The sequence below is a fragment of the Pseudomonas congelans genome, from assembly GCF_900103225.1.
GTDB classification, from domain to species: domain Bacteria; phylum Pseudomonadota; class Gammaproteobacteria; order Pseudomonadales; family Pseudomonadaceae; genus Aquipseudomonas; species Aquipseudomonas congelans.
Window position 1 is genome coordinate 1417892 of the sequence record NZ_FNJH01000001.1, and the last position, 20211, is coordinate 1438102.

Here is a 20211-nt window from a genome sequence, read left to right on the forward strand (position 1 = left end):
TTTTCTCATAATCAACATTCATTTATCAGTATAAGCAGCTGAATAATAAGACTAATCTAGAATTTCAACCGCTATTGCAGTAGCCTCGCCGCCGCCTATGCAGATCGCTGCCATGCCACGCTTGAGCTGTCGATGCTGCAACGCTGCCAGCAGCGTCACGATGATCCGCGCCCCCGAGGCGCCGATCGGATGGCCGAGCGCGCAGGCACCGCCGTTGACATTGACCTTCTCGTGCTCAAGCCCCAACTCTTTCATCGCCACCAGCGGCACCACGGCAAACGCCTCATTGATCTCGAACAGATCGACGTCATCCAGGCTCCAGCCTGTCTTGCCTAAAAGGCGTTGAATGGCGCCTATCGGCGCCGTTGGAAACAGCCCCGGCTGGTCGGCAAACGCAGCATGCGCATGAAACACCGCCAGAGGCCGCAAGCCGCGCCGCCGAGCCTCGGACTGACGCATCAACAGCAGCGCGGCTGCGCCGTCGGAGATAGAACTGGAGTTGGCTGCGGTGACCGTACCGCCCTCGCGAAAAGCGGGTTTGAGCGTGGGAATCTTGTCCGGACGCGCCTTGGGCGGCTGCTCATCGTGGGTGATTTGCCTCGACTCTTTGCCCACGGTGACTTGCACCGGCACGATCTCGGCGTCGAAATGACCTCCGGCAATGGCCCGTTGCGCACGAGCCAGTGAGGCCAGGGCAAACGCATCCTGCGCCTCGCGACTGAAACCGTTTAGCTCGGCGCAGTCCTCGGCAAAGGTGCCCATCAGCCGGCCCGGCTCATAAGCATCCTCCAGTCCGTCGAGAAACATGTGATCGAGCACCTTGCCGTGCCCCATGCGATAACCGCTGCGCGCGCGGTCCAGCAGGTAAGGCGCATTGGACATGCTCTCCATGCCGCCAGCCACCACCACTGCAGTGCTGTCTGCCAGCAACAGGTCATGGGCCATGATTGCGGTCTGCATGCCGGAACCGCACATTTTGTTGACCGTGCTGCACAGCGTCGCATGGCTCAGCCCGGCACCCAGTGCCGCCTGTCGAGCAGGTGCCTGACCAAGACCTGCCGGCAGAACACAACCAAACAGCACGTGCTCCACATCTGCAGGCTCGATGCCTGCGCGCTCGACAGCGGCGCGGATGGCGATCGAACCCAGGGCGGTGGCGCTGAGGCTCTGCAGGTCGCCCTGAAAACCGCCCATGGGCGTGCGCACGGCACTGACAATGACCACGGGGTCTTGATGAGGGGGTGTCCTTTCGATGGACATGGCTATCTCCAGTCTTGTTTTTATAGGTACGGTGGAATCATCAACCTGCTGCCTTGCTGACGCAATGGTTGAGGCAGGCAGATTAGCCGCTATCCCGGCATCGTGCCCGACGCGACGAATCTCTCACCACCGGCGAGGTCTGAAGATCACTGAACCTGACGCTGGAGCACACGAATGTCGCTACGCCTGATCCGCGCCCTGCTCTCGGGGCTGCTCATCCTCGGCTTGAGCGCCTGTGCGCTGATTCCCCATCGAGACCCGCTGGCGATCAGCGTCGTGGGTATCGAACCCATCCCCGGTCAGGGCCTGGAACTGCGCATGGCGGTCACGTTGCGGGTGCAGAATCCAAACGAAACCGAGATCAACTACAACGGCGTCGCGCTGGACCTGGACGTGAACGACAGGCTGCTGGCCTCCGGGGTAAGCAATCAGAAAGGCACTGTAGGACGCTTCTCCGAGGCGGTGCTGGTGGTGCCGGTCAGCGTGTCGGCATTCGCTGCCTTGCGCCAGGCACTGGGGCTGAGTCAGAGCCAGCGCCTGGACAACCTGCCCTATACGCTTCGCGGCAAACTGGCCGGCGGTCTGTTTGGTACGCTGCGCTTCAGTGACAGCGGCACGCTGGATTTGCGCCAGGCAGAAGGAGACCCCTGGTAACACGCATGGCGGGTGGTGATGTCTGTCCGGGTCTGGCAGGGTAAACAGGGCGATACAGGTGGCATGCTTTCTGCTGGCTGACTGCAGCGCATGCTCTGCGCCTTCTCACTCTCAAGGAAGATTTGCCAATGACCCCACAGAACCCGTCAGCACGTTTTTTCCCGACCTTTCTGGCCCTTGTGACGCTGATGCTCAGCCTGTGCATAGCACCGGCATGGTCTGCAGAAAAAAGCGCCAAGCGCGGCATCGCCTATGACATCGCCCTGCCCGCCGACCTGAGTGCGTTATCTTCGGGCGTGAGCTGGTGGTACAACTGGAGCCCCAGGCCCCATGACCGTCTGGCGTCGTACGATTATGCCTCGATGTACGGCATGGATTTCATCCCGATGGTGTGGAACGGCAATGTCGACGACGGGCAGTTGAAGCAATACCTGCTGGCTCACTCAGCCATCCGCTATTTGCTGGTGATCAATGAGCCCAATCTGCTCGACCAGGCCAATATGACGCCCGAAGCGGTGGCCAGCTTCTGGCCCAGGCTGGAACAGATCGCCGCTCAGACCGGCGTAAAACTGGTGGGGCCAGGCATGAACTGGGGAACCATGCCGGGCTACGGCGACCCGGTCGTGTGGCTCGATGCCTTTTACGCGGCCTATAGGTCCATGAATCAGAACCGCGACCCGCGGATCGATTACCTGGCTTTTCACTGGTACGACTATGGCTTGCCAGGGATGCTCGACCGACTGTCGAAGTACGGAAAACCCTTCTGGGTCACCGAGTTCGCCAATTGGCATGCCCTGGATGACGGAGCGCAGATTGATTCAGTCGACAAGCAGAAGCGGCAGATGGCGGAAATGGTCGCCACCCTCGAGCAGCGCCAGGACGTATTCAGATACGCCTGGTTCACGGGCCGGATGAACCCCGACCCGCACTTTTCCAGCTTGCTGGACGCTGAGGGCAAGCTGACTGAACTGGGCCAGTATTACCTGTCGCTGCCATACAGCGAGTAACCACTCGCGGCTCTTCGCAGCCTCTTAGCGAGGCTGCGCCGATCTCGGTCAGACCGCTGATGATGTGCTGGGTGTAGGGAAATGACTGATCGGGCTCCAGGACTCTTGTCGAGATCAACAGCCCTTCCCTGACCAGCGTGTCGACGGTTTCCACACAGGCGTGGATTGCCGGGGCGCTTGAATAAGCGCGCACCAGCTCCCTGTAGATCTGACCGAATGTCAGTTTTTGCGGTTTGCTGAAGCACAGGCGACCGACGATGCTCAACACCGCGAGGTCCACCCGCTGTTTCCCGTCACTCACCACTATTGCCTTTAACGAAATAAAAATGACGCACCATAGGCTGATTATTCCTATCGCCCTTGTGCCATCTGTACATGGCAAAGGTTGATCGGTAATGCACAATTTCACGTCCAGTTTTAATGGAATACATATTAAGGGCGTCGTTGATTAATGTTCACTCCAAGCGGTGAAAACCCCTTTAAGCGTTCATTAATTCATGTGGAAATCCCGATACTTTCTCTTAAAGAGCCAGCCTTTAAAACGCGCACGAACCACGAGGATGCGAAGCTTACCAGCTCACTAAACCTAACGACAATTAGGTTTATTAAAAAACAATAAAAACCTAAGAAAATTGAGTTTTTTGGCTTTTAATGTCTTAGAAACGGAAAATTTACCGATTTTATTCTTTAAATAATGCCTAAATCCTCCGACCTCATCTGGAAAAACCATATGATGGCCATATGTCATCATTTATTAAAATCTCCATTCCCCATACTTTAGCGACCTGTGAACTGTTTACTGTCGCGCTGGACTGAGTGTTCAGCCGAGCCCTGCGCCATTGCAACAGCCGTCCGTTTTTATCCTGCAAACCATCAATCGAGATTCAATCGATGACTAGATCAATGCTGTCTGTTTTCAGTGCAGTACTTCTGTGCGCGCAAAGTGCCTTAACGTTCGCCGCAGACTCAACTTCCAGCACAAATACCACTGGGTCCGATCAACAGATCAGGACCCAGGTGGAAGCCAAACGCGACCAGCTGTCAGGCGCCGACAAGATCAACCCGGCCCGACAACAGAGTTCGTCGTCCCTGCTCGATGCCCCGGTGGACACCAACGACGCCCCTGCCCAGGCACAACGACCATGAACAACCTCAATCAACCGATCATATCGACCGGAAGGACACTTGCCTTGTCAGCCTTCAAACAGACGCTGGGCCTGAGTCTGCTGACGTTCAGCGTCATGCAGGCCAACCTTGCACTCGCCGCCGTAACCCCGGCGACCGGCAACGAAGTCGAAGCGCGCGTCAGCTCGATTCTCGACAACATGAACCAGTCGGAAAAGATCAACTTCACCCGCGTCAACGACGGTCACATGATCCCGTCGCTGCTCAAGTGGGGCATCAAGGGCACCGTGGCGTATGACTCGTCCATGGGCGTGCACGTCAACAACGCCACGTTCGGCGCTCAATACCCTTCGCAGTCTGCGCTGGCAGCGACCTGGAGCATCAACCGGGCCAAGGAATTCGGCCTGGCCATCGCTTATGAGACACGAATTTCCGGCGGTCAGCAGATGCTCTCGCCAGGCGTGAACCTTTACCGGACGCCCTACAACGGCCGTTCGGCAGAATACGTCAGTGGTGAAGACCCGTTCCTCGGCGCCGTGCTGGCACCGGCTATCGTCAACGGCATCCAGGCTCAGGGTATCCAGGCCAGCGGCAAGCACTACCTGGCCAACGAGCAGGAAGCCAATCGTCAGGCGGTCGACGTCAAGGTCGACGAGCGCACCCTACGCGAGCTTTATCTGCCAGGCTTCGAGTCGATGGTGAAGAACGCCAATGTCGCCTCGATCATGTGCGGCTTCAACAAGGTCAACGGCGACTACGCCTGTGAAAACCACCACCTGATCACTGAAGTGCTCAAGGGCGAATGGGGCTATCAGGGCATGGTCATCAGTGACTTCAACGCCATTCATGATGCCTTCAAGGGCGCGTGGGCCGGTACGGACATCGACATGCCCTCCGGCCTGCAATTTACCGAAGCCAATCTCCTGCCCTACCTGTGGAGCGGGCAACTGACCCAGAACGTGATTGACGACAAGGTCAAACGCAACCTTCGCGGCATCGTCAGCTATGACTTCCAGGACAACCTCAACACTGCCAAGACCCTGGAGCATCCGGAATACGGCATGCGCGCCGCACTGAATACCGCGCGCGAATCCATCGTGTTGCTGCGCAACGAGAACACCGCTGCCGGCAAACCGCTGCTGCCGCTGGAGCGTTCAGCGAAAATCGCCGTGATCGGCAACTGGGCGCACGACGTACCGGCATCGCCTTTCGGCACCGCTAACTCACCACCCAACAGCTACGTGACCGAGCTGAGCGGTTTGCAGCAACTGGCATCCAGCAGCAGCGATGTCACTTATCTGTCAGAGATGAGCCTGAACCCCGCGAGCTCGGTGTGGTATCAGCCAGCAACCGGTGACAACGGGATCAGCAATGCCGGGGTAAAAGCCGAATACTTCTCCAACACCAGCTTTTCCGGTGACCCGGTGCTGACGCGTGTCGAGCCCGGTGTGAACCTGAACTGGACCACCGGCAGCAACGTGACCAACGCAGGCAGCACGGCGGTGTCTGGCTTCAGCCCGACAGCCGGGGCTTTCTCGGCGCGCTTTACTACCACCATCAAGCCCACCATCTCGGGCGCTCAGGCATTCAAGGTGCGTGCGGATGGCCCTTACAAACTCTGGGTCAACGATGAACTCATCGTGCAGAGCGACGGCGTGCCTTACTCGGGCGATGTGGTGAATGCGCTGACCACGTCGGGGAAAACTGCGGCGTTGTCGGCCGGTAAGACCTATACCGTGAAACTGGAATACCAGCGCGTACAAGGCAATTTCATCCCTGCATTGGGCGGCCTGACAGGCGTACAGATGAGCTGGGCTGCGTTGCGTCCGCCAAAGGACCTGTCGAAATACGATGCGGTGGTGGTGGCGACCGGTACCACGTCTGAAAACGAAGGCGAAGGTTCCGACCACGGCTTCGACCTGCCAGACCAACAGGCTGAACTGATCAGCTTCGTCGCCAAGGCCAATCCCAACACCATCGTCGTCATGCACGGCGGCGGCGTGGCCAACATGCAGCCATGGGCGAACAAGGTCGGCGCCACGCTGCAAGCCTGGTTCCCGGGCCAGCAAGGCGGTCAGGCACTGGCCGAGATTCTCTACGGCAAGGTCAACCCGTCCGGCAAGTTGCCGGTCACGATCGACAAGAAGATCGAGGATAACCCGAGCTATGCCTCCTATCCGGATCCAGCGGCCTATCGCGGCAGCAACCCGCTGACCGAAATGACCTACAGCGAAGGCCTGTACATGGGTTATCGCGGGTATGACAAGAAACACGCCAAGCCGCTTTATCCGTTCGGTTACGGCCTGTCCTACACCACGTTCAGCTACAGCGACCTGAAACTGTCGACCAACGTGCTGACGCCAGGCTCGACGATCGACGTGAAATTCACGGTGACCAACACCGGCGACAAGGCAGGCTTCGAGGTGGCGCAGCTGTATGTGCAGCCGGTCAAACCTGCTGTGGACCGTCCGGAGAAAGAGCTCAAGGGCTTCACCAAGGTGTACCTGCAGCCGGGCGAGAGCAAGACCGTCAGCGTACCGATAGACTCGCGCTCCCTGGCTTACTACGTCGACAAGACGGCAAGCTGGGACGTCGATGCCGGCAAGTTCAAGATTCTCGTCGGCGCGGATTCGGAGAACCTCACGCTCAACAGGACGCTGATTACCCTGTACCCGGAAAAACTGACCACTCGTGACAGCAACCCGCTGCCCTTGCCACTGCGCAAGGCAGTCCAGGTCAGCGCGGCACAGACCTACTGATGCACCCCGTCAAGGCTCATGGATGAGCCTTGATATCCCTTCCCAATCGCTGCACGTAGATATCGAAAACCGCCATGACATCCACGTCCTGGGGGCTTCGCAGCCACTGAATCTGCAAGCCGTCCATGACCGAGAAGATCTCCTGGGCCAAGGCTTTGACATTGATATCGCCGCGCACTTCCCCCGCCTCGATCAACGCCTGCAAATGACCGCGCGCGTGTTCGTGGGTCAGCTGGAATCGTTCAAGGTGCCAGGCCCATGCCGGGTGCGCCTTCGACAGGCTCTCGGTATTCATCAGCAGCGCTGCCTGACACTCCTCGGCATTTTCGATACTGAAACTCATGCTCAGTTTGAGAAACTTCAGAAACCCTTCAAGCGTCGGCTCGGTGACCAGATCCTGAAAGCGCGACGTGACACGCTGGTCCCTGCGTTCCAGCAAGGCCGCGAGCAATGCTTCCTTGTTGGGGAAGTGGTGCAGCAGCCCGACCGTGGTAATACCGGCAAGCAGTGCAACCTCGCGCATCGACGCACTCGAATAGCCGTCTCTGGCAAAAACAACGGTAGCGGCGTCCAGCAAGGCCTTTCTGCGCATGTCTCCCTTGGGTGCGCGGCGACGCTTGGGTGGGGGCGTTTCTGCGGATTCATTCCCTGATTCTTCGATAACCATAAAAACCTGATAACGCCTTGATTCAATGTGCCCCGATGCTCATGACCGGGGCCCTGCTGGTAAAAAACCGTTTCGCCGTCAGCGACGCCGTGGTGATGGAGACCAGCGCAATGATCGCATTGCCGGTAAACATGCCGGGCAAGGCACCACTGCTGCCGAACCAGTGAGTTCCGGCGAAGACGAACGGCACTGTACCCGCCGTTGCCCTGAGCCAGGCAAATACCGCGACCCACCACGACCTGTTCATGGTCAGGAACACGGCGATGGCGACGAAATCCAGACCAATCAGAACCCAAAGACCGCCGCCCCACAGGCAAAAGGTCATGAACACGGCGCGGGCTTCGTCCCCCAGTTGGTAGAGGTCGGCAATCATGCCACCACAGAGCACCAGCACCAGCCACACAGCCAGCCCGTAACAGACCACCAGCCGCCGGGTGAAAATGACCGCAGAACGCACACGATCATCCCGGCTCGCACCAATGTTCTGACCCAGCACCGGAGCAAGCGCCCCAGGCAGGGCAAAAAAAGCGCAGTACGAAAACTGTATGACCCGATCCAGCACCGTCATCGCGGCCAGGGCCGGGGTGCCGAATGCCGACAGCGAGGCGACAAGATAAGCCAAACCGACGGGTGTCGCCAGATTTGCCGCCATCGCCGGGAGCGCCAGCCTGAAGGTATGCCGTGCATGCAGGCGCAACAGTTTCAGATGGCGCGTGAACACCATGCCTATCCGGCTGCGCACCCAATACAGCCCGATGGACGCGGAAACGGCCGCCGATACGGCGAACGCGATGCCTGCACCGTCGAGCCCCAGACCGAGCCCAAAGATGAAAAACGGGTCTGCCACTGCCAGCGTGGCGGCAGCGGACAGCACGACGCCCATCGCCCGACGGTTGTCACCAATGGTTCTGAGCATCTGCGCCGACATCTGCATCACTGCCTGCAATGCCGTAAAAGGCAGGGTCAGCCAGATAAACCTGCGCGCTGCCTCGTAAGTGGCCGCCTCGGCACCCAGCCATCGCGTGATAGGCACGATAAACGTCAACTGCGCGGCGGCTGCCAGACCGCTGACCATGATTACCATGAGCATCAGGCTGCCGGCGAGCCTGGGTATCGATCTGGCCGCCCGATGGCCGACGCGCGCGGAAAGCACCGAGGCTGCGGCGATGATCAGGCCGGTTGCCAGCGCGCCGTTGAAAAACATCAGGACCTTGGCAATGCCGACTGCCGCCAGAAGCACGGGGTCATGCAGCATCGATACGTAGACCAGCGTGAGAATGTCGACCAGAAAGACGGCGAACAGACTCAATGCACTGGCACTGGCGGTGACGACGATATGGCGCGCTACGCTGCCCTGGGTAAATCTTGCACTGGCTTCGGCCATCAATATTCTCAAAAGGCCTGACGGGCCAGGAAGGCAAGACTCCCTTACCAAGATACCCTCACGCTAAAACGTGAAGAACGATCAGCGCCGGATTGTCGGGTCGCTGTCGGCCGGTGCTGCTACCTGCTCGCCGCCATCAAGCGATTCACTTCACTGCGAACCATGTTGGCGTATTCCGGCGGACTCATGGTGTCCAGCTCGGACCGAACCCACTCAGACCACTTGCCCTTGCGCTTGGCGCGCTCGCCCATCAAGCGTGCCGCCTCGCCCTTGGCCTTGCCCAGATTGCTCTGCCACAGTTCGAACAGTCGGGATTTTTCGTCTTCCAGAGCGGTACGTTCGGGGAGCGGCCGATTGGCCAGATTGAAACTCATCACAGTCACCTACGGCTAAAAACGGCTGCATCTTACACCCGTAAGGGGCATTGCTTGCAGAGTCTTGCGTCGGGTCATTCAAGCAATTGCAACTTTTCAGGATGCGCGAGACTCCATTGAACACTGTTGCCACCACTTGAAAGGAATACACCCATGGCTCGTAAGACCCCTGCTCAGCAAGCTGCCGATCAAATCAAGGATCAGGCATTCAGTGACCTGCAGGCACTGATCGAAGAATCCGACAAACTGCTCAAGGAAAGTGCTGCTCTGGTTGGTGAAGAAGCAGAGACATTGCGCGCGCAGTTGAGCGTCAAGCTCAAGCAGGCACTGGACTCGATGGCCAGCGTTCGCGACCGCACCAAGCCGGTTGTTGAAGCGACCGAAACCTACATCGGTGGTCACCCATGGCAGACCGTGGCTATTTCTGCCGGCTTTGGCCTGGTAGTCGGCCTGCTGCTGGGTCGTCGTTGATCGACTGATGAACGGCATCGCGGGCCAGGTTGCCGGCCCGCGATGCCGATGCAGTAAAGCGTGATGAATAAGGTGTAAATCCGGCGAGCGCCCTTATCGGGTGTGCTGTATCACCGAAGGCTCGGCAAAACGGTGCGACTTGGTCACCTTCGCCTGTAACGCCACGCGCTCTTCCTCGGCCTTGGCCTGGCTTTCATAAGGCCCTATCAATACCTGCTGTTTACCGTCCACGTCCACGATGACCGGGGCATAACTGCGCTCGAGCAACCAGGCACTGGTATCGCTGACCGCCTCGCGCGAGTTCATCTGAATGAACCACTGCGGCGTAGAGACCGGAGCAGTCGTTGCAGCCTCCTGGACTTTCTCCCTGGCGGGCGCACGCGAACCGCCTGCATCGCATCCGGCCAGAGCCAGTACCGCTATCATCATTACCGTCTTGCGCACGTAGGTCTGCTCCTCGTCTGAAGTGGCGCGAGTCTAACATCGCGGCGCGGCCCGTTGATCACCTGTGTCGAGGTGTCGCACGCCCCCTGGAATGACGTGAAGTACCGGCAATACCGGGCTATCGCCACATCAGTCGGGCTTGGCAGCAACCGCCGATCATGTAATCAGATATTTCGTTGCATATAAACGCGACATGAAGTGTCACACGACTGCGACCATGTTGATCGGTGGCTTGCCGCCATCGGTGCATTAGTACAGGAGTTCATCATGTGCGACGACCGAAATCCCCTGCATTGTTTCATTCCGCCTTACATGCTCGAGCGTATGGCGCAGTCCCCCAAGTCTCTGGTCAGCGCCAGGGCGATTGCCAACCTGACGAGCAGCTCGGCGTTTCTCGCCTCTCGCCTGACCGCCCGAACCATGCCGTCGATGCACGCGATCAAATCGCCTGACGGGCGAAAGCACCGCGTGATTCATGACGCCAAGGGCACTGACGATCTCCCCGGCGTGGTGGTGCGCAAGGAAGGCCAGGCAGCGACGGGCGACAAGGCAACCGATGAAGCCTACGATGGCTCGGGCGACGTCTATGATTTCTATGCGCAGCTGTTCGAACGCAATTCGCTGGACGACAGTGGCATGTCGCTGGTCTCGACCGTGCACGTCGCCGAAGTGGATTTCAACGGCGAGCATGTACCGCTGAGCAATGCCTATTGGAATGGCAGCCAGATGGCTTACGGCGATGGTGATGATCTGGTCTTCAAGCGCTTTACCGGCAGCCTTGAAGTGATCGGCCATGAGCTGACCCACGGCGCGCAGAGTTTCACCTCGAACCTGGACTACCGCGGGCAGTCCGGGGCCTTGAACGAGCACTTCGCCGATGTATTCGGCATGCTGGTGCGCCAGTGGAAACAAGGCACCAGCGCCGCCGAGTCGGACTGGGTGGTGGGCAAGGAGTTACTGGTGCCTGCCCCGACGCGACGAGGCATTCGCGATATGGAAAAACCCGGCACTGCGTATTCCAACGATCCGGATCTGGGTGATGATCCGCAACCTGCGACGATGGCCGACCTGTATACCGGTGCCAAGGATCGCGGCGGTGTCCACATCAACTCGGGCATTCCCAACCGGGCATTCGTGCTGGTGGCCAAGGCGCTGGGCGGAAATGCCTGGGAAGTGGCGGGCAGAATCTGGTATGAAACGATGCTGGCGCTGGCCTCCGACAGTCAATTCGTCGATTGTGCCAAGGCCAGCATAAAAATAGCCTCGGACCCGCGCTTCGGCCCCAAAGCCAAGAAAGCCGTGCAGGCGGCCTGGAAAGAGGTCGGTGTAAAGGTATAGGCGAGGCATAACCGTCGCATAACCACCACAAAGGTGCTTGAAATGAAGGTCTGTCTAGTGCAATCCGGCGGTTTTGCAGGTGCAGTCAAACGCTGTGAAGTCGATACAGCCACCCTTGAACAGCCCGAAGCCGAGCAGTTGCAGAGGCTGGTGAGCGATAGCGGCCTGAACCAGTCCAGCAGTGCTTTCAATGATGAAGCGCGGGACCTGAATCAGTACGAAATCACCATCGAGGATGACGCCAGGGAAATCTGCCTGACGTTCGACGAACACAACGTGCCTGCATCTGCCCGCCAGTTGCTCGGCTTTCTCAAGCAACGCGTCAAACCCGGCAAGCTCTGAGACAGGCTTTTGCCAAAGGACTCTGGCAGCAGCGATGCCCTTTCGTCGACAGATGGAGGGTATCGCTGCTACCGGATTCGCCACCATCCTCCGCGCATGGAATAATGGCGCAGTGACATGTGAACCACCCGGAACCCTGGCGGTCAATGATTTGTACCGATCCGCTAGCGCTGACCGTACAAAAAAAACGCTTCACGCTGCCATTAACGAGGTATCTTTTCGTGCCGCGCGTTCTTACCTCCTTACCTCTGCATCAATGGCGTCGATGAGCACTGTGCATCCTATCGAACACTCTTCAGGCCTGATCATCTGTGAGCACTGCGACTCGCTCTACGAAGCCCATCCTCTGCAGCCCGGCGAGGCAGCATTCTGCCTTCGCTGCGAGGCACTGCTCGGTCGTGGCCATCGAGTCACGATAGAACAGCTGCTCGCGTTGACCATCGCCGCAGCCATGCTTTTCGTATTCGCCAATCTGTTCCCGGTCATCAGCATCAATATGAAGGGCCTGTCCAACGAGGTCACACTCTGGCAGTCGGTCGAAGCCCTCGCTCAAGGGCGGATCACGATCATTGCCCTGGTGGCCGGCCTGTCGATCATTTTTGCCCCGCTGTTGCAGATCGTCCTGCTGTTCTGGGTGCTGGTACATGCGCACAAGGGCATCGTCGCACCCGGCTTCAGAACCTGCATGCGCGCCCTCGAGCACTTGCGCCCATGGAGCATGCTCGAAGTGTGCATGCTCGGCATTCTGGTAGCGATCATCAAACTGTCCGGGATGCTCGACGTACACCCCGGCGTCGGACTCTGGGCCATGGCCATGCTGATGGTGCTGATCCTGCTGATCGCCAACAAGGATATCCGCCGGCTGTGGGATGAACTGGGAGTGCAGCCGCAATGAACGGCATCCCCTTCGCCCATGAACACAAGCTGTGCCTGTGCCACACCTGCGGTTACGCCTGCCAGGAGGACGCTACGCGTTGTCCGCGCTGTGACTCTCCGGTACACAGGCGCAAGCCCAACAGCATCAGTCGCACCTGGGCCTATCTGATTGCCGCGCTGATTTTCTATATCCCGGCCAACGTACTGCCGGTGATGTACACCAACCTGCTGGGCAACCGCAGCGAAAGCACGATCATGAGCGGCGTCATCGAGTTTTTCGAAAGCGGCTCCTGGGACATCGCCATCCTGATTTTCGTCGCCAGTGTTCTGGTGCCATGCATCAAGTTTCTGGTGCTGGGCATGCTGCTGATCACCTGCCAGCGTCGTAGCACCTGGGCCATGCGCGAGCGCGCGCGCCTGTACCGCTTCATCGAACTGATCGGTTACTGGTCGATGCTCGATGTGCTGGTTGTGGCCCTTGTGGCGTCTCTTGTTCAGTTTCGTGAGCTCAGCACCATCGAGCCGCGAATCGGTATTCTGTTTTTTGGCTTGGTAGTGGTGATGACGATGTTCGCCGCCATGAGTTTCGATCCCCGGCTTATCTGGGACGCAGAGGTTGAAGATGTCTGACAGTACCCTCCCCCCGCCTGCTTCAGTGCCACGCCCTGAAGTCAAACGTCGTCGCCTGCGTGTCTCGCTGATCTGGCTGGTGCCGATCGTTGCCGCGATCATTGGCATATCCATGGCCTTGCATGACTGGATGAACATCGGCCCCAGAATCACTGTCAGCTTCCTGACAGCCGAGGGTCTGGAAGCCAACAAGACCCAGGTCAAATACAAGAACGTGGTCATCGGCATGGTCACGGATATCAGCCTCAGTGACGACCGCACGCATGTGCTGGCCAACATCGAGCTGAACACCAGTGCCGCACCGTTTACGCGGGTCGACAGCCAGTTCTGGGTGGTGCGCCCACGCATCGGCGCACATGGGGTATCGGGTGTGGATACGCTGCTTTCGGGTGCCTTCATCGGCGCCGATGCGGGCAGTTCCGAGGAAACCAAGACCAGCTTCACCGGCCTGGAAACGCCGCCGCCGGTGACCTTCGGCGAAAAAGGCAAGCGCTTCACGCTGCACACTGACGATCTGGGCTCGCTGGACATCGGCTCACCGATCTACTTCCGCCGCATTCAGGTCGGTCAGGTAGTGGCCTATGACCTGTCCAAGGACGGCCGCGGCGTCGACATCCAGATTTTCATCAATGCTCCGAACGATCAGTACATCACCACTGACACACGCTTCTGGAACGCCAGCGGTGTCGACATCACCGTCGGCGCCTCAGGGGTCAAGGTCAATACGCAGTCCCTGACCTCGATCATTTCCGGTGGTATCGCCTTTCGCGAGCCGAACTGGAGCCCGGACTCGAAGCCGGCGGACGAGAACGCAGAATTCAAGATATTCGATGACCAGACCACGGCGATGGCACCTCCCGACGGCGAGCCACGCTACATCCGCATGCGTTTCAATCAATCGCTTCGCGGTCTGACGGTCAATGCGGCGGTAGACTTCCTCGGCGTCAACATCGGCAAAGTGGTATCGGTCGACCTGGATTACGACCCAGCCACCAAGACTTTCCCCGGTATCGTTGGCGCAGTGATCTATCCCAAGCGCCTGGGCGCGGCCGAGTCCAAGCTCAAGGAACTCGGCGGCTCGGGTGATGAAGAAGAACAGTCTGCCCGGGTATTGGGCGCCTTCGTGGCCAATGGTCTTCGTGCCCAGGTGCGTAACGGCAACCTGCTGACCGGTCAGTTGTACATTGCCATGGAGTTCGATCCAAAGGCACCGAAGGTAGCGTTCAACGCCAAGGCCCGACCGCTGGAAATTCCGACGGTGCCGGGCAGCTTCGACAAGCTGCAGGAGCAATTGCAGGCCTTCGTCGAGAAACTCAGCAACCTGCCGATCGACCAGCTGGCGGGCAACCTCAACGGCACCCTCAGCGAGTTGCAGAAAACCCTCAAGCAAGTCAACAGCAGCGTGTTGCCGCAGATGCGTGGCACCTTGCAGCAGGCCGAGAAAACCCTGGGGACTGCAAACGACTCGTTCGCCGAAGATTCACCCGCGCGTCAGCAACTGGGCCAGGCCATGGATGAAGTGCAACGTACCGCACGTTCGGTACGGGTCCTGACCGACTTCCTCAGCCGCCACCCGGAATCGCTGATTCGCGGCCGCACGGGCGACGCAGCGCCACGTTCGTTCAACGCCCCGTCCTCGTCCCGAGCCATTGATCCGGAGCCAAAACAATGACCTTGCGCCTGAAACTGATGGTACTTGCCGCAGCACTGGGCCTGGGTGCCTGCACATCGACGCAGACCCACTACTACACGCTGATCGCGCCGATGGGCGCGACCAGCACTGCCGCCAGCAAACCCATGCCGTTCCAGTTCGAAATGCTGCCGGTGATCATGCCGGTGCAGGTCGACCAGCCACCGCTGGTGGTTCGCCAGGGCAACGGCAGCCTGGCGATTCTGGACACCGAACGCTGGGGTTCCCCCCTGGGCGACGAGTTCCACGATGCGCTGACCCCGCAGCTGGAGCGCCGCTTCGGCAGCCGCGACATGGCCGGTTTGCCAAAGAACAGCGATCAGCCAACGCTGTCGATCCGTACGGACGTAAGGCGCTTCGAGTCGATGCCCGGCAACTACGCGCTCATTGATGTGGTATGGACACTCGGGCTTCGCGATGCCGGTGCCACGGCGGGTAGCAAGCGGCAGAGCCTGACCTGCAGCAGCGTGATCCGCGAGCAGGCCGGTGAAGGCATGGAAAATCTCATCATTGCCCATCAGAAAGCGGTGGCCCAGTTAGCCGACAAGATCGCCGCCACGGCCTCGAGCTGGACCGCACAGCGCTCCTCGCGCTGCCTATAAGCCTGTCGGGAGGTCTGCGCAAAAGACCTCCCGTTTTCAACGCCTTCAGCCTGAAACCGTTGTGCCAGCCACTTGGACGTCGTTGCTCAAAGCGTTCAATTCGGTACAAAGTGTATCACCCTGCCGGATTCCTACGTACACTCTGCCATCTGTCTGGCACGTTAGTACCTGATCGAACTGAACACGCAACCTCTCGCCTTCGTCGGGATGTCTGATCAGTCGACGCCAGAGACGCTTGTTAACCCCGACTGTAGCGGTGCACAGTTTATCGAGGACAAACGGATGACAGGGATCGGACCGCGGCTTAAAAAGGAACGTTTGCGCCTCAAACTTTCGCAAAGTGCGCTGGGCGCGATAGGTGGCGTGGAAACCAACGCTCAGGGCAACTACGAAAATGGCGTCCGCTCTCCCCGTGCGGATTATCTGTCCAGCATTTTCGATGCCGGAGTGGATGTTGCCTATGTGGTCACCGGCCTCAGTGCTACGCGCATTGTCCCCGCTGTCATAACAACGGACAGTCAGCGCAGCGCCCCGCTCAACCGCGTCGTCGAACGCTTGCACGGCAACCTGCACGATGTGACCCAGAACCTGTACCACTTCACCCGCCTGATCGAATCGAACGCAGGCGCTGGCCAAGTGGACAGCAATCAGCTGGAAAACATCAAGAACGACGCCGAAGCGATCACCGTCGCCACCGTCCGGCTGATCTACATGACGTCGCGAATCAAGTAACTCGCACGTATCGCGTGCCGCCAAGGCGGCTCATTACGCCGGAAACGCCTTGTCCCTGAGTTTGTCCATCACCAGCGCAATGAATGCCGACACCGCGGGCGGCAGATGCTGTCGGCTGGGGTAAAGCACATGCAGACCATGGCTGGTGCGCTGGTACTGCGTCAGTACCGGTACCAGTCGGCCATCCTGCAGATCCGAGCGGATCAGCGTCGCGGGCAACAACGCGATACCGAGCCCGGCAAGGGTCGCTTTGCGCAACGCCTGCGCGGTGTTGGCATTGAACCGGCTGGCAATGTGCACCTCATGCATCTTCGCGTCCGGCCCGAGCAGCCGCCAGGCAGTGACGCCACCGCGATGCGCGGCGCTGACACAGTAATGACTGTGCAGGCTCTGCAAGGAATCAGGCATGCCATAAGCGGCAATATAAGCCGGACTGGCGACCATCGTGTCATGGCCTTCATCAATCAGTTGCCGCCCTACGTACCCAGAGTCCTGCAAAGGGCCACCCCGAAAGGCGATGTCCAGCCGGTCAGCGATCAGGTCAGCGTGATCATCACTGAGCACGAACTCCAGTTGAACACGCGGGTAAAGGGCGAGAAAACCGGCTACCCAGTCCATCGAGAAAAAGTCGAAGAAATCTGCCATCGCAGCGATACGCACCAGGCCGCCCGGCTCATCACGCCCTGAAGCAAGCTGTTCTGCGGCTTCCATCACCCCGTCGACGGCACCCACGCAGCGGCCGTAGAAATCCTCTCCGGCCTGAGTGAGCACCAGCTTGCGCGTTGAGCGCTGCAACAAGCGAGTGTCCAGTTGCATTTCCAGTTGCTGAACCCTGCGGCTGACCGTATTGGACGGCATGCCCAAGTGCCTTGCTGCCTGGGCAAAACTGCCGCTGCGCACTACCTGCACGAACAGCGCAACATCGTTGAGATCGAAGGTCACGCCCGTATTCCTCGTATTTATGGATCAGTCCAAGCCAACTATACCGGCTAATCAAGCAATCGATTGACGCTTATTCTTTGCGCTCAGGCATCAAGGCCCAGAGGAGAACGCCATGAACAGCATCGTCAGCATTCGGCCACGCGCCATCGTCCATCGCACGACCGGCAGAACCCGCGGGCCGATCACCCGACTGGTGAGCCCGGGCGATCTGGGTCAATTACTGAAGCCTTTCGTGTTTCTCGATCGAATCGGCTTCACGTCCGAGCCGGGGAAAACGGGATTCGGCATGCACCCGCATTCGGGTATCGCTACGCTGACCTACATGATCGAAGGCGAACTCGCCTATGAAGACACCACCGGCAAATCCGGAATACTGCCCAGCGGCGGTGTGGAATGGATGAGCGCCGGCAATGGCGTCTGGCATGATGCCCAGCCAATAAGCGGTTCGGCTGTCAGGGGCTTTCAGCTATGGGTCGCGCTGCCCGCTGCGCAGGAGAACGGCCCTGCGCAAAGCGTTTACCTGTCGGCAGCGCAGGTTGCGCAACAAGGCCCGGCAAAAGTGCTACTGGGACGCTACGGCAACTCACAAAGCAGCCTGCCGGCGCCGGAAGGCATGAATTATCTGGCCGTACAGCTCAAAGATGGCGAGCACTGGCGCTACACGCCGCCCGCTGGTCACACCGTGGGCTGGCTGGCAGTCAACACTGGACAGCTCGACGCAGGCGGTCCGGTCGATGCGGGTGAGCTTGTGATTTTCGAGGACTCGGATCGCCCCATCGACATCGTCGCCAAGGGTGATACCCACTTCGTGCTGGGATCGGCAGTCAAGCATCCGCACGACCTGGTCACAGGTTACTACTCGGTACACACCAGCAAAGCCGCACTCATTCAGGGTGAGCTGGAGATAGAACGCATTGGCGCACTGTTGCGCGAGGAAGGCAGGCTCTGATTGACCAGCAGCCTGTAAACAAACCCACCCGAAAACATCAGGTGGGTTGCTCAACAGATATTCCCCTAAGCAACACTATCAAGCTCGGCCAGCAGCTCCGGTGCAATCACCAGCTCGCTGGCGGCAAGGTTTTCACGCAAATGAGCGATGGAGGACGTGCCCGGAATCAGCAGAATATTGGGCGCACGTTGCAGTAGCCAGGCCAGGGCGACACACAGCGGCGAGGCATTCAGGCCGGCGGCCACTCGAGTCAGGGTTTCCGATTGCAGGGGTGAAAATCCGCCCATGGGGAAGAACGGGACATACGCAATGCCCTGCTCGCCCAGCTCTGCAATCAACGGCTCGTCGTGGCGGTGCGAAAGGTTGTAATGATTCTGCACGCAGACAATCTCGGCAATTCCCTGCGCCTGCCTGACTTGCCGGGCCGTGACGTTACTGACCCCGAGATGGCGGATCAAACCCTGGCGCTGCAACTCGGCCAGCACCGTCAACGGCTCCTCGATGGAACCTTCTGCGGGCGAATGCTGCTCGCCCCATGCCCGGAAGTTGACCACATCGAGCATCTCCAGCCCGAGGTTCTTCAGATTGTCGTGAACCGCCGCGATCAACTGTGCCGGGCTGGATGCTGGATTCCATGAAGCATCCGCGCCGCGCACTGCGCCGACCTTGGTGACGATCAGCAGGTCATCCGCGTAAGGGTGCAGCGCTTCGCGAATCAGCGCATTAGTGACATGCGGGCCGTAAAAGTCTGCGGTATCGATATGGTTGACCCCCAGCGCGAGGGCTTCGCGCAACACGGCCAGGGCACCCTGCGGATCTTTAGCAGGACCGAACACCCCAGGCCCGGCCAGCTGCATCGCGCCATAGCCCATGCGGTTGACGCGATGGCTGCCCAACAGGAATGTACCCGCCTTGTTTGCATGACTCATTTCGTGCCCCTTGATCCGATGTGTGTTCCTCACTATAGGCATTGAGCACTGTATTGATAATCAGGCGTAATCGGCACAACCTGTACGCCTGATCGAACACTGAGCAGAGCAATGGGGCCACGACAATGACTACCGATATTCAAGACCTGCTGGCCTTCGTCGCCGTGGTCAACGCCAGAGGCTTTCGCGAGGCCGCGCGGCTCAGCGGCAAATCCGCCTCCAGCCTCAGCGACGCCATTCGCCGTATGGAATCGCGACTTGGGGTACGGCTGCTGAACCGCACCACGCGCAGCGTGGCTCCGACAGAGGCTGGCGCCAAGCTTATGGAGCGTATCGTGCCTGCGCTGGGCGAAGTGGAGGCTGCCCTGGATGTGGTCAATGACTTTCGCGATCGCCCCTCGGGCACTCTCAGGCTGAACGTTCCGGTCAGCGCCGCCCGGCTGGTGCTGCCGTCGATCATCACGCCGTTCCTGCAGACCTACCCCGACATCCGTCTGGAGGTGGTTACCGAAGAAAGCTTTGTCGACATGCTTGCCGCCGGGTGTGATGCCGGCATTCGCTACGACGAGCGCCTCGAGCAGGACATGATCGCGGTGCCCATCGGCCCGAGGTTCCAGCGTTTTGCAACGGCTGCGTCACCGGCCTATCTGCAGGCCAGAGGGCGCCCCGAGCACCCGCGAGATCTGCTCGCGCATGCCTGTCTGCGAGGAAAATTCCCCAGCGGGGTCATACCGCTGTGGGAATACGAGCGAGACGGCGAAACCGTCAAGCTTGACCCGACAGGCCCTCTCACCGTCAGGATAGGCGGTGCGTTCGATCTGACTGTGCAGGCCGCCATCGACGGGCTGGGCGTTGTTCATCTGTTCGAGGACTGGCTACGCCCTCACCTGGACAGCGGCGCACTGGAACCGATACTCGAACCCTGGTGGCAGCGCTTCACCGGGCCGTATCTGTACTACCCGGGGCGCCGCTACCTGCCCTCACCGCTGAGGGCTTTCATCGACTTTATCAATGCACGCTGAGCCACATCAGAACA

21 protein-coding genes and 1 pseudogene are annotated in these 20211 nt (G+C 59.4%); 14 read left to right on the forward strand and 8 right to left on the reverse strand.

Going from position 1 to position 20211, the window contains the following annotated elements:
* Positions 1 to 51: 51 nt before the first annotated feature.
* Positions 52 to 1260 carry an acetyl-CoA C-acyltransferase gene (locus BLR20_RS05745; protein ID WP_054993852.1) on the reverse strand — a complete coding sequence of 403 codons (1209 nt, stop codon included), beginning with the start codon at positions 1258 to 1260 and terminating at the stop codon, positions 52 to 54.
* Positions 1261 to 1434: 174 nt separating this feature from the next.
* On the opposite strand from BLR20_RS05745, the gene BLR20_RS05750 reads away from it, so the two are divergent.
* Both BLR20_RS05750 and BLR20_RS05755 read left to right on the forward strand, forming a co-directional pair.
* Entirely contained in the window at positions 1435 to 1914 is a 480-nt protein-coding gene (locus tag BLR20_RS05750; protein WP_054993851.1) for an LEA/WHy family protein, read from the forward strand.
* Between the two features lie 188 nt (positions 1915 to 2102).
* On the forward strand, positions 2103 to 2921 hold the full coding sequence (locus BLR20_RS05755; RefSeq protein ID WP_412778631.1) for a glycoside hydrolase family protein: 819 nt from the start codon (positions 2103 to 2105) through the stop codon (positions 2919 to 2921).
* A 25-nt stretch (positions 2922 to 2946) separates the two neighbouring features.
* Here the strand turns inward: BLR20_RS05755 and BLR20_RS28280 are convergent.
* A pseudogene (locus BLR20_RS28280) lies at positions 2947 to 3270 on the reverse strand (hypothetical protein); the annotation flags it as partial.
* Between the two features lie 554 nt (positions 3271 to 3824).
* Between BLR20_RS28280 and BLR20_RS05765 the strand changes: the two are divergent.
* Positions 3825 to 4067: a hypothetical protein gene (locus tag BLR20_RS05765; protein WP_025990840.1), complete on the forward strand. Its 243-nt coding sequence runs from the start codon at positions 3825 to 3827 to the stop codon at positions 4065 to 4067.
* Positions 4064 to 6805 (forward strand): glycoside hydrolase family 3 protein, encoded by a 2742-nt coding sequence (locus BLR20_RS05770; protein WP_010428253.1) that lies wholly within the window; start codon positions 4064 to 4066, stop codon positions 6803 to 6805. Before BLR20_RS05765 ends, BLR20_RS05770 begins: the two co-directional genes overlap by 4 nt.
* Positions 6806 to 6821: 16 nt before the next feature.
* Here BLR20_RS05770 and BLR20_RS05775 read toward each other — a convergent pair whose 3' ends face one another.
* From BLR20_RS05775 to BLR20_RS05785, 3 genes are all read right to left on the reverse strand, one after another.
* Positions 6822 to 7472 (reverse strand): TetR/AcrR family transcriptional regulator, encoded by a 651-nt coding sequence (locus BLR20_RS05775; protein WP_025990839.1) that lies wholly within the window; start codon positions 7470 to 7472, stop codon positions 6822 to 6824.
* A gap of 22 nt (positions 7473 to 7494) precedes the next feature.
* Complete coding sequence (locus BLR20_RS05780) at positions 7495 to 8856, reverse strand: MATE family efflux transporter (protein WP_054993849.1); 1362 nt, start codon at positions 8854 to 8856, stop codon at positions 7495 to 7497.
* Positions 8857 to 8975: 119 nt separating this feature from the next.
* Complete coding sequence (locus tag BLR20_RS05785) at positions 8976 to 9230, reverse strand: hypothetical protein (protein ID WP_003315380.1); 255 nt, start codon at positions 9228 to 9230, stop codon at positions 8976 to 8978.
* Positions 9231 to 9383: 153 nt separating this feature from the next.
* Here BLR20_RS05785 and BLR20_RS05790 point away from each other — a divergent pair, with 153 nt between their 5' ends.
* Entirely contained in the window at positions 9384 to 9701 is a 318-nt protein-coding gene (locus BLR20_RS05790; RefSeq protein ID WP_003400563.1) for an ElaB/YgaM/YqjD family protein, read from the forward strand.
* 93 nt (positions 9702 to 9794) lie between these two features.
* Here BLR20_RS05790 and BLR20_RS05795 read toward each other — a convergent pair whose 3' ends face one another.
* Positions 9795 to 10145: a hypothetical protein gene (locus BLR20_RS05795; RefSeq protein WP_054993848.1), complete on the reverse strand. Its 351-nt coding sequence runs from the start codon at positions 10143 to 10145 to the stop codon at positions 9795 to 9797.
* 267 nt (positions 10146 to 10412) lie between these two features.
* Here BLR20_RS05795 and BLR20_RS05800 point away from each other — a divergent pair, with 267 nt between their 5' ends.
* From BLR20_RS05800 to BLR20_RS05830, 7 genes are all read left to right on the forward strand, one after another.
* Positions 10413 to 11483 carry a M4 family metallopeptidase gene (locus BLR20_RS05800; protein ID WP_054993847.1) on the forward strand — a complete coding sequence of 357 codons (1071 nt, stop codon included), beginning with the start codon at positions 10413 to 10415 and terminating at the stop codon, positions 11481 to 11483.
* 42 nt (positions 11484 to 11525) lie between these two features.
* Positions 11526 to 11825 (forward strand): protealysin inhibitor emfourin, encoded by a 300-nt coding sequence (locus BLR20_RS05805; RefSeq protein ID WP_032612670.1) that lies wholly within the window; start codon positions 11526 to 11528, stop codon positions 11823 to 11825.
* Between the two features lie 265 nt (positions 11826 to 12090).
* On the forward strand, positions 12091 to 12720 hold the full coding sequence (locus BLR20_RS05810; protein WP_010428234.1) for a paraquat-inducible protein A: 630 nt from the start codon (positions 12091 to 12093) through the stop codon (positions 12718 to 12720).
* Positions 12717 to 13331, forward strand: a complete 615-nt coding sequence (locus BLR20_RS05815) for a paraquat-inducible protein A (protein WP_032612668.1) — start codon at positions 12717 to 12719, stop codon at positions 13329 to 13331. Before BLR20_RS05810 ends, BLR20_RS05815 begins: the two co-directional genes overlap by 4 nt.
* A complete protein-coding gene (locus BLR20_RS05820; RefSeq protein ID WP_032613025.1) occupies positions 13324 to 15003 on the forward strand; it encodes a PqiB family protein in 1680 nt (559 codons plus the stop codon). The genes BLR20_RS05815 and BLR20_RS05820 overlap by 8 nt, the downstream gene beginning before the upstream one ends.
* Entirely contained in the window at positions 15000 to 15623 is a 624-nt protein-coding gene (locus tag BLR20_RS05825; protein WP_010428229.1) for a PqiC family protein, read from the forward strand. The genes BLR20_RS05820 and BLR20_RS05825 overlap by 4 nt, the downstream gene beginning before the upstream one ends.
* A gap of 282 nt (positions 15624 to 15905) precedes the next feature.
* Positions 15906 to 16355 carry a helix-turn-helix domain-containing protein gene (locus tag BLR20_RS05830; protein ID WP_032612664.1) on the forward strand — a complete coding sequence of 150 codons (450 nt, stop codon included), beginning with the start codon at positions 15906 to 15908 and terminating at the stop codon, positions 16353 to 16355.
* 33 nt (positions 16356 to 16388) lie between these two features.
* Here BLR20_RS05830 and BLR20_RS05835 read toward each other — a convergent pair whose 3' ends face one another.
* Positions 16389 to 17297 (reverse strand): LysR family transcriptional regulator, encoded by a 909-nt coding sequence (locus tag BLR20_RS05835; protein WP_054993846.1) that lies wholly within the window; start codon positions 17295 to 17297, stop codon positions 16389 to 16391.
* A 112-nt stretch (positions 17298 to 17409) separates the two neighbouring features.
* Here BLR20_RS05835 and BLR20_RS05840 point away from each other — a divergent pair, with 112 nt between their 5' ends.
* Positions 17410 to 18246, forward strand: a complete 837-nt coding sequence (locus tag BLR20_RS05840; protein ID WP_032612661.1) for a pirin family protein — start codon at positions 17410 to 17412, stop codon at positions 18244 to 18246.
* 65 nt (positions 18247 to 18311) lie between these two features.
* Here BLR20_RS05840 and BLR20_RS05845 read toward each other — a convergent pair whose 3' ends face one another.
* Positions 18312 to 19175, reverse strand: coding sequence for an aldo/keto reductase family oxidoreductase (locus BLR20_RS05845; RefSeq protein WP_054993845.1), 864 nt, complete (start codon positions 19173 to 19175; stop codon positions 18312 to 18314).
* Positions 19176 to 19300: 125 nt separating this feature from the next.
* Between BLR20_RS05845 and BLR20_RS05850 the strand changes: the two genes are divergently transcribed.
* The gene (locus BLR20_RS05850; protein ID WP_054993844.1) at positions 19301 to 20197 is read left to right on the forward strand and encodes a LysR family transcriptional regulator; all 897 of its coding nucleotides are present in this window, start codon (positions 19301 to 19303) and stop codon (positions 20195 to 20197) included.
* The last annotated feature ends 14 nt before the right edge of the window (positions 20198 to 20211 follow it).

Bases quoted from the DNA above. Each gene is read 5' to 3' on its own strand.
- BLR20_RS05745 (WP_054993852.1), bottom strand. From the start codon at position 1,260: ATGTCCATCGAAAGGACACCCCCTCATCAAGACCCCGTGGTCATTGTC.
- BLR20_RS05750 (WP_054993851.1), top strand. From the start codon at position 1,435: ATGTCGCTACGCCTGATCCGCGCCCTGCTCTCGGGGCTGCTCATCCTC.
- BLR20_RS05755 (WP_412778631.1), top strand. From the start codon at position 2,103: ATGCTCAGCCTGTGCATAGCACCGGCATGGTCTGCAGAAAAAAGCGCC.
- BLR20_RS05765 (WP_025990840.1), top strand. From the start codon at position 3,825: ATGCTGTCTGTTTTCAGTGCAGTACTTCTGTGCGCGCAAAGTGCCTTA.
- BLR20_RS05770 (WP_010428253.1), top strand. From the start codon at position 4,064: ATGAACAACCTCAATCAACCGATCATATCGACCGGAAGGACACTTGCC.
- BLR20_RS05775 (WP_025990839.1), bottom strand. From the start codon at position 7,472: ATGGTTATCGAAGAATCAGGGAATGAATCCGCAGAAACGCCCCCACCC.
- BLR20_RS05780 (WP_054993849.1), bottom strand. From the start codon at position 8,856: ATGGCCGAAGCCAGTGCAAGATTTACCCAGGGCAGCGTAGCGCGCCAT.
- BLR20_RS05785 (WP_003315380.1), bottom strand. From the start codon at position 9,230: ATGAGTTTCAATCTGGCCAATCGGCCGCTCCCCGAACGTACCGCTCTG.
- BLR20_RS05790 (WP_003400563.1), top strand. From the start codon at position 9,384: ATGGCTCGTAAGACCCCTGCTCAGCAAGCTGCCGATCAAATCAAGGAT.
- BLR20_RS05800 (WP_054993847.1), top strand. From the start codon at position 10,413: ATGTGCGACGACCGAAATCCCCTGCATTGTTTCATTCCGCCTTACATG.
- BLR20_RS05805 (WP_032612670.1), top strand. From the start codon at position 11,526: ATGAAGGTCTGTCTAGTGCAATCCGGCGGTTTTGCAGGTGCAGTCAAA.
- BLR20_RS05810 (WP_010428234.1), top strand. From the start codon at position 12,091: ATGAGCACTGTGCATCCTATCGAACACTCTTCAGGCCTGATCATCTGT.
- BLR20_RS05815 (WP_032612668.1), top strand. From the start codon at position 12,717: ATGAACGGCATCCCCTTCGCCCATGAACACAAGCTGTGCCTGTGCCAC.
- BLR20_RS05820 (WP_032613025.1), top strand. From the start codon at position 13,324: ATGTCTGACAGTACCCTCCCCCCGCCTGCTTCAGTGCCACGCCCTGAA.
- BLR20_RS05825 (WP_010428229.1), top strand. From the start codon at position 15,000: ATGACCTTGCGCCTGAAACTGATGGTACTTGCCGCAGCACTGGGCCTG.
- BLR20_RS05830 (WP_032612664.1), top strand. From the start codon at position 15,906: ATGACAGGGATCGGACCGCGGCTTAAAAAGGAACGTTTGCGCCTCAAA.
- BLR20_RS05840 (WP_032612661.1), top strand. From the start codon at position 17,410: ATGAACAGCATCGTCAGCATTCGGCCACGCGCCATCGTCCATCGCACG.
- BLR20_RS05845 (WP_054993845.1), bottom strand. From the start codon at position 19,175: ATGAGTCATGCAAACAAGGCGGGTACATTCCTGTTGGGCAGCCATCGC.
- BLR20_RS05850 (WP_054993844.1), top strand. From the start codon at position 19,301: ATGACTACCGATATTCAAGACCTGCTGGCCTTCGTCGCCGTGGTCAAC.